The sequence below is a fragment of the Microbacterium sp. Leaf179 genome, assembly GCF_001423785.1.
GTDB lineage: Bacteria > Actinomycetota > Actinomycetes > Actinomycetales > Microbacteriaceae > Microbacterium.
On record NZ_LMPH01000001.1, the window covers coordinates 1263371 to 1280199 of the forward strand.

The 16829-nt window shown below is 70.5% G+C and carries 13 protein-coding genes; 9 read left to right on the plus strand and 4 right to left on the minus strand.

The features are described from left to right. Positions 1-15: 15 nt before the first annotated feature. The 3 genes from ASF96_RS05800 to ASF96_RS05810 all read right to left on the minus strand — a co-directional run bounded on the left by ASF96_RS05800 (position 16) and on the right by ASF96_RS05810 (position 2296). Positions 16-252 carry a hypothetical protein gene (locus tag ASF96_RS05800; RefSeq protein ID WP_055936852.1) on the minus strand — a complete coding sequence of 79 codons (237 nt, stop codon included), beginning with the start codon at positions 250-252 and terminating at the stop codon, positions 16-18. 50 nt (positions 253-302) lie between these two features. After that, the gene (locus ASF96_RS05805; protein WP_055936853.1) at positions 303-515 is read right to left on the minus strand and encodes a hypothetical protein; all 213 of its coding nucleotides are present in this window, start codon (positions 513-515) and stop codon (positions 303-305) included. A 659-nt stretch (positions 516-1174) separates the two neighbouring features. Then, the gene (locus ASF96_RS05810) at positions 1175-2296 is read right to left on the minus strand and encodes an ATP-binding protein (RefSeq protein WP_055936857.1); all 1122 of its coding nucleotides are present in this window, start codon (positions 2294-2296) and stop codon (positions 1175-1177) included. 207 nt (positions 2297-2503) lie between these two features. Here ASF96_RS05810 and ASF96_RS05815 point away from each other — a divergent pair, with 207 nt between their 5' ends. From ASF96_RS05815 to ASF96_RS05845, 7 genes are all read left to right on the plus strand, one after another. Further along, on the plus strand, positions 2504-2758 hold the full coding sequence (locus ASF96_RS05815; RefSeq protein ID WP_055834791.1) for a DUF6458 family protein: 255 nt from the start codon (positions 2504-2506) through the stop codon (positions 2756-2758). Between the two features lie 34 nt (positions 2759-2792). After that, positions 2793-3917 (plus strand): serine/threonine-protein kinase, encoded by a 1125-nt coding sequence (locus ASF96_RS05820; protein WP_055936861.1) that lies wholly within the window; start codon positions 2793-2795, stop codon positions 3915-3917. After that, on the plus strand, positions 3914-4453 hold the full coding sequence (locus tag ASF96_RS05825) for a hypothetical protein (protein ID WP_055936863.1): 540 nt from the start codon (positions 3914-3916) through the stop codon (positions 4451-4453). The genes ASF96_RS05820 and ASF96_RS05825 overlap by 4 nt, the downstream gene beginning before the upstream one ends. 184 nt (positions 4454-4637) lie before the next feature. Further along, positions 4638-5447: a transglutaminase-like domain-containing protein gene (locus ASF96_RS05830; protein WP_055936866.1), complete on the plus strand. Its 810-nt coding sequence runs from the start codon at positions 4638-4640 to the stop codon at positions 5445-5447. 74 nt (positions 5448-5521) lie between these two features. Further along, positions 5522-7186: an arginine--tRNA ligase gene (gene argS / locus ASF96_RS05835; protein ID WP_055834805.1), complete on the plus strand. Its 1665-nt coding sequence runs from the start codon at positions 5522-5524 to the stop codon at positions 7184-7186. A 3-nt stretch (positions 7187-7189) separates the two neighbouring features. Then, positions 7190-7963, plus strand: coding sequence for an LmeA family phospholipid-binding protein (locus tag ASF96_RS05840; RefSeq protein WP_055936868.1), 774 nt, complete (start codon positions 7190-7192; stop codon positions 7961-7963). 222 nt (positions 7964-8185) lie between these two features. Further along, complete coding sequence (locus ASF96_RS05845) at positions 8186-12535, plus strand: RCC1 domain-containing protein (protein WP_055936871.1); 4350 nt, start codon at positions 8186-8188, stop codon at positions 12533-12535. Positions 12536-12706: 171 nt separating this feature from the next. Here the strand turns inward: ASF96_RS05845 and ASF96_RS05850 are convergent, their stop codons facing one another. Then, on the minus strand, positions 12707-13828 hold the full coding sequence (locus tag ASF96_RS05850; protein ID WP_156458744.1) for a hypothetical protein: 1122 nt from the start codon (positions 13826-13828) through the stop codon (positions 12707-12709). A gap of 248 nt (positions 13829-14076) precedes the next feature. On the opposite strand from ASF96_RS05850, the gene lysA reads away from it, so the two are divergent. Together lysA and ASF96_RS05860 are read left to right on the plus strand one after the other, a co-directional pair. Further along, the gene (lysA, locus tag ASF96_RS05855) at positions 14077-15507 is read left to right on the plus strand and encodes a diaminopimelate decarboxylase (RefSeq protein WP_082509305.1); all 1431 of its coding nucleotides are present in this window, start codon (positions 14077-14079) and stop codon (positions 15505-15507) included. Further along, positions 15504-16829 (plus strand): homoserine dehydrogenase, encoded by a 1326-nt coding sequence (locus tag ASF96_RS05860; protein ID WP_055834822.1) that lies wholly within the window; start codon positions 15504-15506, stop codon positions 16827-16829. Before lysA ends, ASF96_RS05860 begins: the two co-directional genes overlap by 4 nt.

Sequence of the window (16829 nt, forward strand, 5' to 3'; positions counted from 1 at the left end):
GTTGCGGGGCACCTCTCAGCCCTCGAACGAGATACGGAGGTCGGGATCCGCGGTGAGCTCCTCGTGGGTTATACCGTCGCCCACCGCGAACTTCAGCGCGGCGGCCAGCGCCCGCGCCTGTCGACCGAACAGCTCGAGCTCACTGTCGGGGAGTTGAACCTGGATGAGGAACTCGTCGTCACCCGCGGCAGGGGTCCGTGTGACGGTGACGGGTGCGTTGATGCCGGACACTTCGGCGATCGGCTGTGACACGGGGGTGAACCTACATGCGCGCGGCTGTGTGCGCCTCGTGAGTGTCCGTTTCAGACGAGTCCGCGCTCTCGGTACCCCTGGACTCGTGAGACGTACTCAGCGCGCCGCTGCCGCTGATACGCGGTCTGCAGCTCCGGGATGTCCGTGACGTCGACGCCGTCGCAATGCGGTCGCTCCCACGGTGCATCTGCGCCGGCGCGGAGGTACGTCAGCTCGGTGGCGGTGTCGACTCGGCCGGGGACGGCGTTCGCGCGGGGTTCCATGGCCGCCACTGTAGAAGCCCCCTCCGACACGCCCTCGCATCCCGCAACCGGACGGCCTTCGACCGCGCTCTATCCTCACCGAGGTCGGGCGTCACGCGGGCCGCTCTTCGCTCCGACGAGAGATCAGCGCTGCCCGAGTCTTCATGGTGGGTCTTCTGACCTTCGATCAGCCGCCACTCCGTCGGCATGCCCCACTGGCGCCAGTACCGGATGGTCCGCTCGGACCGGTTCACCCGGGCTGCTGCGAACCTGTGCGTGTGTCACTTCGCCGACGCCATGTGAGTCATTCTTGGACCCCCGTCGGACGACCCTCGCGGTGGCAACACCGTGGCAACAGAAGTCGTGAGCGAGCATCATCGTGCAGGGGTGTGGTGATCAGAATCGGCCCGGATTCACGCGGTCCCTCGGTACGCGAGCGCGATGATGCGGCTCGGACAGGGTTCCCGGTACCAAAGGTCGCTGGTTCGATTCCCGTCGGGGGCACATGTCTGCAGAGGGCCGCGAGTCATTCAGACTCCGCGGCCCTCTTCTCGTTCACCGACGCGTGCACACCCGGCGACTCACCCGGTCATAAGGCGAATTCACCCGCATCGGTGGTGAGTGCCAGCCGTGGTCGGTCGAGAGTGGATCGCCGCCCTGCGCGGTCGCGCGGCGGGTGCTCAGCCGTGATCGTCGGTGTGACGCGGCCCCGTGAGCAACCCCACGTCGAGCAGTGAGTCGAGAGTCTGCCGAACCGACGCCCGCGCGTCGTCCCCTTCGGGTGGTCCATGGGTATCCACGGCGGCGGTGACGAGTTCGTCGAATGAGGCGCCGTCGGCGGCGAGCCACAGGGTGGGGCCGATCCCGTCGAGGAGGTGCACGGTGGTCTGGTCGTCGGGAGCTCTCGTCAGCAGCGCCAGACGCCCGTCGAGCTCGACGGCATCCTGAACCGGTGTCCGGCGGAAGGGGTGCACGTCGGTGCGATGGCGATTGTTCCGGGCGAGGGGAACATTCAGCGCGGTGGCACCCGGCAGGGCCGCCCGCTCGGTGTCGAACAGGGCCCGCACGAGGGGGAGTACCTCATCGGCCTCGCGGTAGCGCAGGCCGAGCGCGCCTCCCGTCGCCTGGATGTGGCCGATGAGGGTCTGCAGGGGCGCCGTGAGCTCGCCGAGATAGCTGCACTGCGGGGCGAGGGCGGCGACGGCCTCGTCGACGGGAAGCTCGACGAGTCGCGGCGGCGCGTCGTCGCTCAGGCGATCGAGAGCCACGATGGCGTGCAGCCGCAGAGGTGCGTCGGGAAGATCCCGCAGCCCCAGGCTGCGCGGAGACAACTGTCGCTTGGCCCGCGCGACATCGTCGATGATCGACAGCGGCTTGCGATAGGCCAGCACCCCGCCCTCTGCGGTGACGCCGACGCTCTCGTCGCTGACGTAGGCGTACTCGCGTGCGAGACGCGACATGAGCGTGGTCTTGCCCATGCCGGACCGACCGGAGAAGAGGATCACCCGGCCCCGGTCATCGGCGATGGCTCCCGCGTGGACCATCCAGAGCCGGCCGCGTCGGGCGGAGAGCGCGGCGTGGGTCACCTGGGTCGTCAGATCGGCGACGGTCGCGTCGAAGGGGAAATGCGGGCGGGGAGCCACCGTGGCGACGGGCGACCGCAGATGCGCCGGGCGAGCGCCAGACCAGGCTTCGCCCAGCAGGTCGCGGTCGCACGGGGGGAGCCCTGCGATCGCCATGCGCACGACGACCCCGAGTGCCTCGATGTCGAGATCGGCGTCGGCGGTGGTCGGCACGGACATGAGACCCTCCCCGTGCCGTTGCGGGGGCGGCACGGCTACCGAGTGTGCGAGGTGGTCGATACCGGCGGTGCCCGCCGAGCGCGACGGTCGACCGGGTGAAACTGTCGGTGTCCGCGGCCGAATCGCGCACGCCGGCCCTTTGTCAAGACCGGTCGACGCATTCGTCACCGCTTGCGATGCTGGACCCACCTTGGAAAGGGGTCTGTCATGAGTATCGGAGCCGGCATTGCGCTCTTCGTCATCGGCGCCATCCTCGCATTCGCGGTGAACCTGCCGAATGAATTCGTGGACCTCAGCATGATCGGGTACATCATGATGGGCGCGGGGGCGGTCGTGTTCGTGATCGGGCTCGTGCTGCTGGTTCGCCGCCGTCAGACCGACACCGTCACCCGCACCGAGGCCGCGGGCGGCGCGCAGGTCACCCGTTCCACCACCCGCTCCTCGAACGACGACCTCGTCTGATCGCTCTCGGGGGCATCACCCCGAGGGCCCCGCCATGACCGAACCCCCTCCCACCGTCGCCGACGATTCCGCTGTCGGCGGCCTCTTCGACGGTCGGTACCGTCTGGGCCGCGTGCTCGGACGGGGTGGGTACGCCCGCGTGTACGAGGCTGTCGACACGAGTCTCGGGCGCACCGTCGCGCTGAAGGTGATCGACGCGGGCAGCGCCGACCCGTCGGACGCCGCGCGCGTGCGTTCCGAGATCCGCCTGCTCGCCTCACTGTCGCACCCGTCGCTCGTCACGCTCTACGACGCGCGTCTCGCCGCCGAACCGGCCTACCTGTCGATGGAACTGATCGCCGGCCCGACGCTGAGCGAGCTCATCGCCCGCGGACCCCTCCCCGGCCCCGACGTCGCCCGCACGGGGCGCGAGATCGCCGAGGCGCTCACCGTCATCCACTCCCGCGGCATCGTGCACCGCGACGTCAAGCCGTCGAACATCCTCGTCCGCCCCGCCGCCCACGCGGGAGAGAGCCCCCGCGCGACGCTGGCCGACTTCGGGATCGCGTCGCTGGTGGGCGCGACGCGCCTGACACGCGCCGACACCGTCATCGGCACCGCCGCCTACCTCAGTCCCGAGCAGGCGCGGGGGATGCCCGCGGCCCCGCCCAGCGACGTGTACGCCCTCGGCCTCGTGCTGCTCGAGGCGCTGACGGGAACGCGCGCCTTCGCCGGCCGCACGCCGCACGAGGCGCTCGCCGCGCGTCTGGTCGCAGCCCCCGAGATCCCGCCGTCGATCCCCGACCGCTGGCGCACGGTGCTGCAGGACATGACGGCCGTCGACCCGGCGAAGCGACCGGATGCCGCGGGCCTCATCGCCGTGTTGCGCCCCCTGTCCGACCTCGAGACGTCGCCGGCCGCGTCCTCTCCGCGCACCGCGCCGCTGCCCGACGCGACCGCGCCCACGCGCATCCTCCACTCACCCGCGTCGACGTCTCGTCGCCCCTCGCGTCGGCTCGTGATCGTGGCGTCCGTGCTCGCGGTGCTCCTCGCCGCCGGAGCGGTGACGGCGGCCGTCGCCGTGTCGAGCGCGGGATCGAGCGTGCAGCCCGAGCTCCCGTCGCTCCCGCAGCCGCTCGATCAGCACGTCGATGACCTCTGGAAGGAAGTCGGTCCATGAGGCGCCGTATCGCTCCCGCCGCCGGTCTCGTGTTGGCTGCGGTCCTGACCCTCTCGGCGTGCACGCCGCCCGCGGCCGAGCCGACCGCATGGCAGTCGACGGTCGAGACGGTCGCCGCGCAGGCGTCCGGCGGTGACTACGCCGCCGCCCTGGCGACGCTCGATGCTCTCGAGGCCGAGGTCACCGCTCGCCGCGACGCCGGAGAACTCGCCGCAAGCGAGGCCGAGGCGATCCTCAGCCGCATCGCCACCGTGCGCGCCGACCTCACCTCACTCACGCCGACGCCCACGCCCACTCCCACGCCGACGCCGGAGCCGGTGCAGACGAGCGAGCCCGTGCAGCAGCCGACCGTGCCGGAAGAAGACGGTTCGAGCGATGACGGCACCGACGACGAGGTCGACCCGGGCGACCAGGGACCGGGCAACGGGCCGTCCGACCAGGCGCCGGGCGGCAACGGCAACGGCAACAACGGCAACGGGAACGGGAAAGACGGCGGCCCCGGCCAAGGCGGCGGATCGGGCAAGAAGGACGGCTGAGTCCGGGTGAAGACCGCGGCGGCGCCGTCCCCGCGTCGGCGGAGGTCTCGAGGGTCGATCACGTCACGATTCCGACCCCGGACGACGACGCCCCATCGTGTCGCGTGGCCGCCGGATGGCATCCACCCATCCGCTTTCGCCGGTCGCGAGCCGTCGTCCCCGTGCGGCGTGCGAGGATGGCCCGGTGCCGCGCCGAGTGACCGCTGAACTCGACCTCGATCTGGGGTCGTCCGTCGACCTGATCTTCCAGATCACCGCCGCCCAGGGCGTGCCCCTCGTGAGCGAGACGCTGACCTTCTCGCAGGGCGATCGCGTGTACACGCCGACCGAGATCGTCGATCAATCGGGCAGCCGCTTGCACCGTCTCACGGGGGAGCAGGGCCCGCTGTCCGTGCGGTACGAAGCGCGGGCGCACGGCCCGTCGCAGAGCCCCCGCACGAGCGACCTCGAGACCATCACCTACCTGCGCCCCAGCCGGTACTGCCAGTCCGACGAGGTATTCGCCCAGGCTCGCCGCCAGTTCCGCGGACTCACCGGCGCGGAGTTGGTCTCGGCGGTCTCGAACTTCGTGGCGTCCACCGTCACATACACCCCCGGGTTGAGCCTCGGTACCGACAGCGCGGTCACCACGCTGATGACCGGCCAGGGCGTCTGCCGCGACTACGCGCACGTCGTGATCGCGCTGTTGCGGGCCATGGACATGCCCGCCCGCTACGCCGCGTGCTACGCGCCGGGACTCGAACCGATGGACTTCCACGCCGTCGCCGAGGCGTACCTCGACGGCGCCTGGTACGTGATCGACGCCACCCGCCTCGCCGACCGGCGCTCGCTCGTGCGCATCGCGACCGGACGCGACGCGTCGGACTGCGCGTTCCTGAGCTTCTACGGCGGCTACGTCGGCCTCGATCGCCTGCACGTCGACGCGGTGCTCGAGAACGAGGTCCCGGATGCCGCGATCCCCGACGACCACGAAGCCCTGGTGCAGATCGCCTGAGGCCCCCACGGCCGCGACTCCCGTATCGTGCGCGCGGGGAGCGTGCAGCCGGCTCCGCCTAGAATTGCAGGGCTATGGATCCCGCTGCCCTCTCCGCTGCCCTGCTCGCCGTCATCGCCCCGCTCGCGGAGGCGCGACGAGAGGGCTCTTCGGCGGGGATCACGGCCGCCGACCTTCCGCTCGAGCGCCCGAAGAACCGTGACCACGGCGACTGGGCCTCCAACGCCGCGATGAAGCTGTCGAAGGTCGTCGGCGCCAACCCGCGGGAGTTCGCCGCCGACATCGCCGCGGGTCTCGAGGCCGTCGACGGCATCGCCAGCGTCGAGGTCGCCGGTCCCGGCTTCATCAACATCCGCCTCGACGCGGCCGCCGCGGGTGCGCTCGCCAAGACGATCGTCGACCAGGGCGCGGCCTTCGGGACCAACGACTCCCGCGCCGACGAGATCATCAACCTCGAGTTCGTCAGCGCCAACCCCACCGGGCCCATCCACCTCGGCGGCACGCGGTGGGCCGCCGCCGGCGACGCTCTCGCCCGCATGCTGTCGGCGCAGGGCGCCCAGGTGACGCGCGAGTACTACTTCAACGACCACGGCGCGCAGATCGACCGCTTCGCCCGCAGCCTCGTCGCCGCCCATCAGGGCGACCCGACGCCCGAAGACGGCTACGGCGGCGCCTACATCGGTGACATCGCGCAGCGCGTGGTCGAGGCGTACGACGGTGACATCGACGCCCTCGACGCCGAGGCCAAGCAAGAGGCCTTCCGCGAGCTCGGCGTCAACCTCATGTTCGGCGAGATCAAGCAGTCGCTGCACGAGTTCGGCGTCGACTTCGACGTGTACTTCCACGAGAACGACCTGCACGACTCGGGCGCCGTCGAGCGCGCGGTCGCTCGCCTGCGCGAACTCGGCCACATCTTCGAAGCCGACGGGGCGACCTGGCTGCGTTCGACCGAGTTCGGCGACGACAAAGACCGCGTCATCATCAAGTCCGACGGGCAGCCCGCCTACATCTCGGGCGATCTGGCGTACTACCTCGACAAGCGCGAGCGCGGCTTCAACCGCTGCATCATCATGCTCGGCGCCGATCACCACGGCTACGTCCAGCGCCTGATGGCGATGTGCGCGGCCTTCGGCGACGAGCCGAACGTCAACCTCCAGGTGCTCATCGGTCAGATGGTGAACCTCGTGCGCGACGGTCAGCCCATGCGCATGTCCAAGCGCGCCGGCACCGTGGTCACCCTCGAAGACCTCGTCGAGATCGTCGGGGTGGATGCCGCCCGCTACGCCCTCACACGCAGCTCGGCCGACTCGAACCTCGACATCGACCTCGACGTGCTGCAGAAGCGCACGAACGACAACCCGGTCTTCTACGTGCAGTACGCGCACGCTCGTACGCACAACGTGGCGCGCAACGCCGCGGCATCCGGGGTCGACCGCTCCGAGTTCGCGCCCGAACTGCTCGACCACGAGACCGAGTCGGCTCTGCTGGGTGCTCTGCAGGAGTTCCCGCGCATCGTGTCGTTCGCCGCCGAGGTGCGCGAGCCGCACCGCGTCGCGCGGTACCTCGAGGAGCTCGCGGGTCTCTACCACCGCTGGTACGACAACTGCCGCGTCATCCCGCTGGGCGATGCGCCCGTCGAGTCGGTGCACCGCACGCGCCTGTGGCTGAACGACGCCACCGGCCAGGTGCTGCGCAACGGCCTGACGCTGCTGGGCGTCAGCGCTCCGGAGCGGATGTAAACGATGACGGATGCCACGACGCAAAGCCGTCGGCCCCGTCGCCGAATCGCGGTGATCGTCGTGGCCATCGTGCTGCTGGTGGCGGCCGTGGTCGCAGCGGAGTTCATCGCGCGCTCGATCGTGACCGGGACGGTGCGCTCGCTCGTGGTCGAGAACGTCGGTCTTCCCGACGACCAAGACGTCGATGTGCAGGTGGGCGGTGGCCTGGTGCTCCCGCAGGTGCTCGGCGGACGACTGTCCGAGGTCACCGTCGCCTCGGACGACGTCACCCTCGGTCCGATCACCGGTGACGTGCTCGTCGATCTGCGGGGCGTCCCCGTATCGGGTGGCGCCGCCGCCGAGGGGGGCACTGCATCCGTGCGTCTCGACCAGGATCAGCTGCGCGAGCTCCTCGCCCAGATCCCCGACCTGCCGGCGAGCACCGTGACGATCGCCGCGCCCGACGTGATGCTCCAGGCGTCGTTGTCGCTGTTCGGCATCGCCATCCCGGTCGGCGTCGGGGTGACCCCGGGCGCCTCCGACGGAGACCTCACCCTGGCACCGTCCACGTTCTCCGTCGGCGGCAATGCGGTGGATGCCGACACGCTCCGTCAGCAGTTCGGCGGCGTGGCCGACGCGGTGCTGCAGACCTCGACCCTGTGCATCGCCGATCGTCTGCCCGCGGGGCTCACCCTCGCTTCGGCGACCGTGCAGGGCCAGGATCTGGTGGCGACGTTCGACATCGCCGGCGGCATCGTGAACGACCCGGCCCTGCAGGCCGACGGCTCCTGCGGCTGACGTCGCCCGGGGACGCGTCGTCCGCCGGGGCGACGGGTTGGCGCGACTCACCCTGCGTGTGGCCGTATTTCACCTGCGCAAGTCGAAGTGTCCTGCGTGATCGGTCGGTGACTACTCCTCATAGCGTGACGATGTCGGTGGCCTCGGTTCGAATCGAGGTCGGCGACGTTCATCGTCCTCATCGCCGTCACGGCGCGTCGTCACACGCGGGAGCACCCACTCATGGCCGACATCAGCTCTGTCTCCTCGATCCTCGAATCCCCTCCGACCGCATCACCCACCGGCGCGGGTCTCTCGCGTCGTTCGGTCGTGGCAGCCGGTGTCTTCGCCGTTCCGGCCGTCACCCTCCTCAGCCAGTCGCCCGCGTCGGCGAACACCTCCGTCCTTCCGCAGATCGCGATCGAGGCGGCCGGGGGAGTCATTCCGGCCACGGGACCCGTCGCCGTCACGGTGACCGTCCGCTCGCTTGCGGGCGCCGTGCTGCCCGGGCAGGTGGTCTCTCTGACGGGGCCGCCCGACTCGAACTTTGCCTCGAGCGACGGCACCACCGACGGCTCGGGGCGGTTCACGACGACGTTCTGGCTGGCGAAGCCGTGGATCACCCCCGGAACGACGATCACGATCACCGCCGTCTCCACCGGAACGAGCGCGTCGCAGGCCTTCACGGTTGCCGGCTCGAACATGCTGGCGACGGGGCCGAACACGTGGGGTCACATCGGCAATGGTGCCCCGGGTGGGGGCTGGACCACCCCGGCGCAGACGCTGCCCGTGTTCCCGAGCCCCGTGGTGCAGGTGGCCAGCGGCGAGGCGCACGCGGTCGTTCTGCTGGCGAACGGCACGGTGTGGACGGCGGGAAACCCCGCCTTTGGGCGCCTGGGCCGCGACACGACGGTCGTGCCCTACACCCAGTTCGGTCAGGTGCCCGGCTTGTCGGATGTCACGCAGATCGCGGCGCAGTGGAACGGCTGCTATGCGCTCGTGGCCGACAAGGTCTACGCGTGGGGATGGAACAACTGGGGCCAGGTCGGTGACGGCACGACGACCGACCGGGATCGCCCCACCCTGGTCAGCGGCCTGTCCGGTGTCACCACTCTGGCGGCGGGCCGGGTGAACGGCCTGGTGATCCTCACCGACGGCACCGTACGGTCGTGGGGAGGTGCGAACGAGAAGGGCCAGGTGGGCAACGGCAGCACGAGCAATCAGCTCACCCCGGTGACGGTGACCGGCCTCTCCGGCATCGTGCAGCTCGCGGGCGGAAACGACACGCACTCCGCGCTGCGCAACGACGGGACGGTGTGGGCGTGGGGCGCGAATGACCAGGGCCAGGTCGGCGACGGCACGAACATCACTCAGCTGACGCCGGTGAGGGTCGCCCCCCTGAACCCGGTCCGATACTCGGCGATCGCCCGCGGTGGGGACACGGGGTACGCCCTCCTCGCCGACACGAAGCAGGTCGTGGCGTGGGGCAGGAACAATGAAGGCCAGGTCGGCAGCGGACCGGCAGGGGCACCCACCGAGCTCCTTCCCCGCGAGGTCGACGGCATGACCAACACCGTCCTTCTCGCCGCGGGAGTCTCGAGCGTCTATGCCAAGAAAGCCGACTCCACGGTCTTCGCATGGGGACTCAACACCAATGGCGAGCTCGGTACCGGCGATTCGACCACCCGCAACACCCCGACGCCCGTCGCGGGTCTCTCGGGACGGTTCATCAGCGCGATCTCTTCGGGAGCGCGCATGACGGCGGCGTACTTCGTCGCCGAGTCGACGTCGGTGACCGTCGACGTCGACGCGCAGGTGACCGCGGGTACCGCCGGCGCCGTCACAGCCTCGGTCGTGGCCCCGTCGAGCGCGGTGATGAACACGGCGCTGACGCTGTCGGCGACGGGGAACACCACCTTGGGTGCCACGTCGGGAACGACCGACGGCGCCGGGCACTTCAGCACGACGGTGACTCCGAACGTGTGGACGCGGCCGGGTTCGGTGTTGCGCGTGACCGCGTCGTGCGACGCCGGTACGGCGACCGATACCTACACCGTGCTCGGTGCCAACCTTCTGCACGCCGGCTACGGGCTGGCGGGTGCGGGCGGCGATGGCCAGGTCGCGAATCACACGGTGGCGACCCAACCGTCGCGCGTGTTCTCGTCCCCGGTGGTTCAGGTGTACACCGGCTACATCTTCGCCGTGGCATTGCTCGCAGACGGATCGGTGTGGTCGGTGGGGCGGAACGACTACGGCCAGCTGGGAAACCCCTCGGCGGGGACGAACACGTGGGGGCGGGTACCGAATCTTCCGTCCGACATCGTTCAGATCACCGGTGGTCGTTCCACGGTGTACGCCTTGACCGCCGAGGGAAACGTGTACGCGTGGGGCTGGAATGGCAACGGGCAGATCGGAAACGGGAACACGGTCGACCAGGCGACTCCCGTGCAGGTGCCGAACCTGGCCGGAGTGAAGCGCATCTGCGGCGCCTACCGGTCGGCGTTCGCCATCATGGGTGACGATTCGGTGCGAGCCTGGGGCAAGAACGACGGGGGCAGCCTGGGCAACGGCGGCAACACCGATCAGTTGACCCCGGTGGCGGTGCCCGCGTGGGGAACCGTGCGGGACATCGGCGGCGATCACCAGCAGACCGCCGCCCTCCGCACCGACGGAACCGTCTGGACGTGCAGCGCGACCAGCGGAACGCTCGGCAACGGCACGGCGGCCACCAGTGCGGTGCCCGTGCAGGTGGCCGGTCTGTCGAACGTGTCGGCGCTCGGTTTCGGCTTCGGGTTCTTCCACGCCCTGCGCGCGGATAAAACGGTCGTCGGCTGGGGGGCGAACGACGTCGGGCAGCTCGGTATCGGCTCCGTGTCGACGTCGCCGGTGCTGAGCCCGACTCCGGTGTCCGCACTGGCCGCCGTGTCGCAGATCGCCGATGGATGGGGCGGCGGCTACGCCCTCCTTTCCAACGGTCAGGTGTGGGGATGGGGTCAGAACAGCAGTGGTCAACTCGGCGACGGAACCACTGACCTCCGCAAATCCCCGGTGCAGATGACCGGCATCGGCGGTCGCCCGATTTCTCGGATCGACGCCGGTATCTCCGCCGCCGGCGCCTACCTGATCACCGCAGACGCCACGGTCACGGTCGACGTCGATGCGCAGGTGACGGCAGGAACGGCGGGGGTCGTGCAGGTCGCCGTCACGGCGGCGTCGGCGCCGGTGGCGAACGCGTCGCTGACGTTGTCGGCCACGGGCGGTGCCGTGCTCGGCTCGGCCTCGGGCTCGACCAGCAACGCGGGTGCCTACCAGACGAGCGTCACCCCCGACGTCTGGACCATGCCGGGTTCGGTGCTGCGGGTCGCCGCGAACAGCGACCTCGGTTCCGGGGCCGACACGTACCGGGTGCTGGGGGCCAACGCGCTGGGGTTCGGTCGGCAGACCGGGTACGAGTTGGGTGGTGACGGGGCGGCAGGGCCGCAGTCATCGTCGACCAGTGTGTCGCGAACGCAGGCGACGCAGTTGTGGCGGGAGTTCCCGTCCCCGGTGGTGCAGATGGTGTCGACGGGGGCGGGCAGCGACTCGTTCTACAGCTACAACTCTTCGTTCGCGTTGTTGCAGGACGGGAGCGTGTGGGCGGTCGGTGGCAATAGTCACGGTCAGATCGGCGATGGTGTGGAGGCGTACCACGCGTCCTGGACGAAGGTGCCGGGTCTTCCGGCTATCACGCAGATCAGTGCGGGCAACCTGTCGGTCTACGCGCTGGACGGTTCGGGCAAGGTCTGGGCGTGGGGCGACAACTATTTCGGTCAGATCGGGGCGAACGCTCCGGCGCAGGGTCGTGCGCAGACTCCGGTGCAGGTGCCCGGGCTGCCGACGGTGAGGCAGGTCAGCGCGGCGTCTCAGAACGCGTACTTCCTGGTGACCGACGGTTCCGTCTGGTCCGTGGGTCTCGGAGGTGCGTCTCTGGGGACGGGCAGCACGACCCAGCCCGACACGTCGACGGCGGTGCAGGTGACGGGCCTGTCGGGCGTGGCGCAGATCGCCGGCCGCGCGGGCGGAGGCATCGCGCTGAAGAACGATGGGTCGGTGTGGTCATGGGGGGTCGACTACTCCGGCGCGTTGGGCAGTGGGACGACTCCGGTGCCGCCGCGGTGGTCTCCGGGGGGCTCGGTCTACAGCTCGGCGACGCCGGTGCAGGTGGCGGGGTTGTCGGGTAAGACGGTGACCGCGGTGGCCGGGTTCACGAGCGGTGGTGTGGCATTGGCCTCCGACGGTTCCGTTTTCGCCTGGGGTGACGGTGTGAGCGGCACCATCGGTGACGGGACGAGCACGTCGCGGTCCGTGGCGACACCCGTACAGGGTTTGAACTCCGGGGTGCGCGTCATCTCGGCATCGGGTCTTTCGGCGTACGCGATCAAGACGGACGGTTCAGTCGTCGCGTGGGGAGACAACTCTTCCGGTCAGCTCGGTGACGGTTCCACGGCCAACCACGCCGCACCCGTCGCCGTGGCGGGACTGGCCGGACGCTCGGTGACCGCACTGATGACGAACTCGCCCGTCTCGTACCGCATGTTCACCATCACCTCCTGACCTGGGGAGTCCCTCAGGGCTCGATCGTCGCCCTGCCCGGGCGCGGAATGCGCCGGGCGGGGCGACGTCGCAGGTCGGCGACGCGATGCGACGTCGTCGCCGCGTAGTCGGACGACAGAACGCAGAAGCCCCGCGACCCGCGCTCACGCCGGGTCGCGGGGCTCTCGCGTGTCAGGCGGTGCCCGTCACCAGACCTGCCGCCACGAGCGCGTCGAGCGCAGCCCGTGTGGCCGCGGTCGCGTCAGGGGCGCGGTGGCGCCGGGTCACGGCATCCACCAGATCCTCGAAGAGGGTGTACTCGGCGGCCAACCAGATCTCCGGGGCGACGCCCGCCAGCACCCGCACGGTGCCCTCGCCGCTCGTCTCGGCGGTGAGCACGGCCAGGAGCCCGTCGTCGAGGCGGCACCAGTCGACGACCGGAACCCGTCGGAAGCGCGTGCCCGACGCGGGAGTGACGTCGCCGTCATCGAGTGGTGGAGCGTTGCCGGACCATCCGGGTTCGGGCCGCGCCGTGCCCCCGACCGCCGCGTGGGCGGCGGTGAGGTCGTCGAGGAGCGGCACCAGGTCACGTGCCTCGGAGTACTGCGCCCGGACCGCCCCTCCCGTCTTCGCGAGGAGCTGCACGATGGTCTGCACAGGGCGGACCGTGGTGGTGAGGGCGCTCGAATGGCGGGTGAGCTCGGCCAGCGCCTCGACGTCGGGCACGGAGACCAGCGCGGCGGCGGAGGGCCCCGGCTGCCGGTCGAGCAGCACGAGGCGCGACAGGTGCAGGGATGCGCCGGGCAGGGGCTGCAGGCCGAGGTCCTCCGGGGCGCGCTGCACTTTGAACCCGACGCCGTCGGTGATGACCGAGAGCGGCTTGCGGTACGCGTGGACGGTGCCGTCGGCGTCGATGCCGATCGTCTCGTCCGAGACGTAGCCCCACTGTCGGGCGAGGAATCTCGAGGCGGTGGTCTTGCCGGCGCCCGATCGGCCGATCAGCACCACGACGCCGCCGTCGGGGCGCGCCAGCCCGGCGGCGTGCAGCATCCACCGGTCGTGGCGCGGTGCCGTGACGGCGGCGTGGGTCACCGCACCGGAAAGGTGCGCGAGCATCTCGCCGGTCTCGGCGAACCGCTGCGGCGAGAGGGTGCGATCCGGCTGCGCCGACGAGGCCGAGACGGCGCTCCGCCATGCCGAGCGCACGGCCAGGCGCTCCGGTGGATCGAGGGCGGTGAGATCGATGCCGATGCGGACGCCGACGGCATCCACGGTCATCACGTTCGCTGCGGGGGAGGATGCACGGCTCGACACCGCCTCACGGTAGGCGACGGATGCCGACGCGTTCGGCGTCCCGGAACTGCGTTCCGTGCGGGGCGGGATGCCGGCCGGGGAATGTTCACCTTCCGCTTCACCCGCACCGCCGGAGCCGCGCGCTCCTGAGTCGGGCGGCATCCGCGTGTGCCCTAGACTGCAGGGACTACCCGCCGCGTGACTCTCCGCGCGGGTGGGCGCCGTGATCCGCGGCCGTCGCGTCGCCGCAAAACCCGATTGGTTCTCCTGTGTCCGCCTCGCACTCCGCGCTCGTGCCCGAGTGGCTCACCGCCCCGGCCGAAGCGAATGAACTCGTTGCCCCCGTCTGGCCGTCGTCCGCTCACCGCGTCGACGACGGTTCCGTCGAGATCGGCGGCGTCTCGGTCTTCGACCTCCGTGACCGCTTCGGCACCCCGCTCTACGTCCTCGACGAGAACGAGGTGCGTGCCCACGCGCGGCGCGCGCGCGAGGCGTTCGAGGCCGCGGCGGCTCGTCATGGCATCCGGGCTCGCGTGTACTACGCGGGCAAGGCGTTCCTGTCGACCGAGGTCGTGCGCTGGGTGGTCGACGAGGGACTCGCCGTCGACGTCTGCACGCGCGGCGAGCTCGAGGTCGCCCTCGCCGGGGGCGCGGACCCCGCGCGACTGGGATTCCACGGCAACAACAAAAGCGTGGGTGAACTCGAGCGCGCGGTCGAGGTCGGTGTCGGCTCGGTCGTCGTCGACAGCCCCATCGAGATCGAGCGTCTCGCTGCCCTCGCCGACCGTCGCGGTGCGGTGCAGTCGGTGCTCGTGCGCGTGCGCACCGGCGTGCACGCCGAGACCCATGCCTTCCTCGCCACCGCGCACGAAGACCAGAAGTTCGGCTTCTCGCTCGAGGGCGCGGCCGACGCGGTCGCCCGCATCCGCGAGCTTCCCAGCCTGCGCTTCGTGGGCCTGCACGCGCACATCGGCTCGCAGATCTTCGATTCCTCCGGCTTCCGCGAATCCGCCGCCCGCCTGGTCGACCTGCACGCCGACCTGCTCGCCGGGGGAGAGATCCCCCTGCTGAACGTCGGCGGCGGCTTCGGCATCTCGTACACCTCGGTCGACGACCCGAAACCCCTCGAAGCGATCGCCGACGGCATCCTCGACGCCATCGCCGACGAGTGCGCGGTGCGCGGCATCCCCATGCCCGACGTCGCATGCGAACCCGGACGCATCATCGTCGGTCAGGCCGGCGTCACCCTGTACGAGGTCGGCACCGTGAAGACCGTCACCGCGGGCGAGAACCTCGACCGCACCTACGTCAGCGTCGACGGCGGCATGAGCGACAACGCCCGCCCGGCGCTCTACGGCGCCGATTTCTCTGCCCGCATCGTCTCGCGCAGCAGCCCCGAGACCCCGGTGCTGTCGCGCGTCGTCGGGCGGCACTGCGAATCGGGCGACATCGTCGTGGATGCCGAATACCTCCCGGGCGACGTCACCCCGGGCGATCTGCTCGCCGTGCCCGCGACCGGCGCCTACTGCTTCTCGCTCGCGAGCAACTACAACTACACGCCGCGTCCGCCCGTCGTCGCCGTGCGCGACGGAGCCGCCCGCGTGATCGTGCGCGGCGAGAGCATCGACGACCTCCTCTCTCGCGACGTCGGCGTTCCGGCATCCACCCTGATCGACACACCCCACGGAGACACCGAATGACCGACTACCGCACGCTCCGCGTGGCGCTCCTCGGCGCCGGCGCCGTCGGCTCGCAGGTCGCCGACCTGCTGCTCAAGCACGGCGACGAGCTCGCCGACCGCGCGGGCGCCAAGCTCGAACTCGCCGGCATCGCCGTGCGCAACCTCGACGCCAAGCGCGAGGCCGACCTGCCCCGCGAGCTCTTCACCACCGATGCCGAGACGCTCATCGTCGGCTCCGACATCGTCATCGAGCTGATGGGCGGCATCGAGCCGGCCCGTACCCAGGTGCTGCACGCGATCGCCTCGGGAGCCGACGTGGTCACCGCCAACAAGGCGCTGCTCGCGACCCACGGCTCCGAGGTGTTCGAGGCCGCCGATCAGGTCGGCGCCGAGGTGTACTACGAAGCCGCCGCCGCCGGCGCGATCCCGATCATCCGACCGCTGCGCGACTCGCTCGCCGGCGACCGCGTCGTGCGCATCATGGGCATCGTCAACGGAACGACGAACTACATCCTCGACCGCATGGACACCGAGGGCGCCGACTTCGCCGACGTGCTCGCCCAGGCGCAGGCCCTCGGCTACGCCGAAGCCGACCCCACCGCCGATGTCGAGGGCTACGACGCAGCCCAGAAGGCCGCGATCCTCGCGAGTCTCGCCTTCCACACCACCGTGCCGCTGGATGCCGTGTACCGCGAAGGCATCACCTCGGTCGACGCCGCGATGATCGAATCGGCGCGTCACGCCGGCTACGTCATCAAGCTGCTCGCCGTGTGCGAGCGTCTCGCCGCCGAAGAGGGCGGCACCGAGTCGATCTCGGTGCGCGTGTACCCGGCTCTGGTCGACCGCAGTCACCCCCTCGCGAGCGTGCACGGAGCGAACAACGCCGTCTTCGTGCAGGCCGAAGCCGCCGGCGACCTCATGTTCTACGGCGCGGGCGCCGGTGGCGTGCAGACCGCGTCGGCCGTGCTCGGTGACGTCGTGTCGGCCGCGCGCCGCCACATCGCCGGGGGAGTGGGCGTGGGCGAATCGACCCGTGCGAATCTCCCCGCCGTGCCGATCGGTCACGTCATCACGCGGTACCAGATCACGCTCGAAGTCGATGACAAGCCGGGCGTGCTCGCCACCGTCGCCGGCATCCTGAGCGAGGGTCGCGTGTCGATCGCCACGGTCGAGCAGACCGTCATCGAGGCCGACGAGAACACTCAGACCGGCGGCTCCGCCCGTCTGGTCATCGGAACACACAAGGCCCGCGAGCAGGACCTGAGCGAGACCGTCGAGCGTCTCGCCGCGAGCGGCGTCGTCGAGCGCGTGGTCTCCGTGCTGCGCGTGGAAGGGAACTGA

Coding starts and splice junctions, on each gene's coding strand:
- ASF96_RS05810 (WP_055936857.1), bottom strand. CDS start 2,296: ATGTCCGTGCCGACCACCGCCGACGCCGATCTCGACATCGAGGCACTC.
- argS (WP_055834805.1), top strand. CDS start 5,522: ATGGATCCCGCTGCCCTCTCCGCTGCCCTGCTCGCCGTCATCGCCCCG.
- ASF96_RS05840 (WP_055936868.1), top strand. CDS start 7,190: ATGACGGATGCCACGACGCAAAGCCGTCGGCCCCGTCGCCGAATCGCG.
- ASF96_RS05845 (WP_055936871.1), top strand. CDS start 8,186: ATGGCCGACATCAGCTCTGTCTCCTCGATCCTCGAATCCCCTCCGACC.
- ASF96_RS05820 (WP_055936861.1), top strand. CDS start 2,793: ATGACCGAACCCCCTCCCACCGTCGCCGACGATTCCGCTGTCGGCGGC.
- ASF96_RS05815 (WP_055834791.1), top strand. CDS start 2,504: ATGAGTATCGGAGCCGGCATTGCGCTCTTCGTCATCGGCGCCATCCTC.
- ASF96_RS05860 (WP_055834822.1), top strand. CDS start 15,504: ATGACCGACTACCGCACGCTCCGCGTGGCGCTCCTCGGCGCCGGCGCC.
- ASF96_RS05805 (WP_055936853.1), bottom strand. CDS start 515: ATGGAACCCCGCGCGAACGCCGTCCCCGGCCGAGTCGACACCGCCACC.
- ASF96_RS05825 (WP_055936863.1), top strand. CDS start 3,914: ATGAGGCGCCGTATCGCTCCCGCCGCCGGTCTCGTGTTGGCTGCGGTC.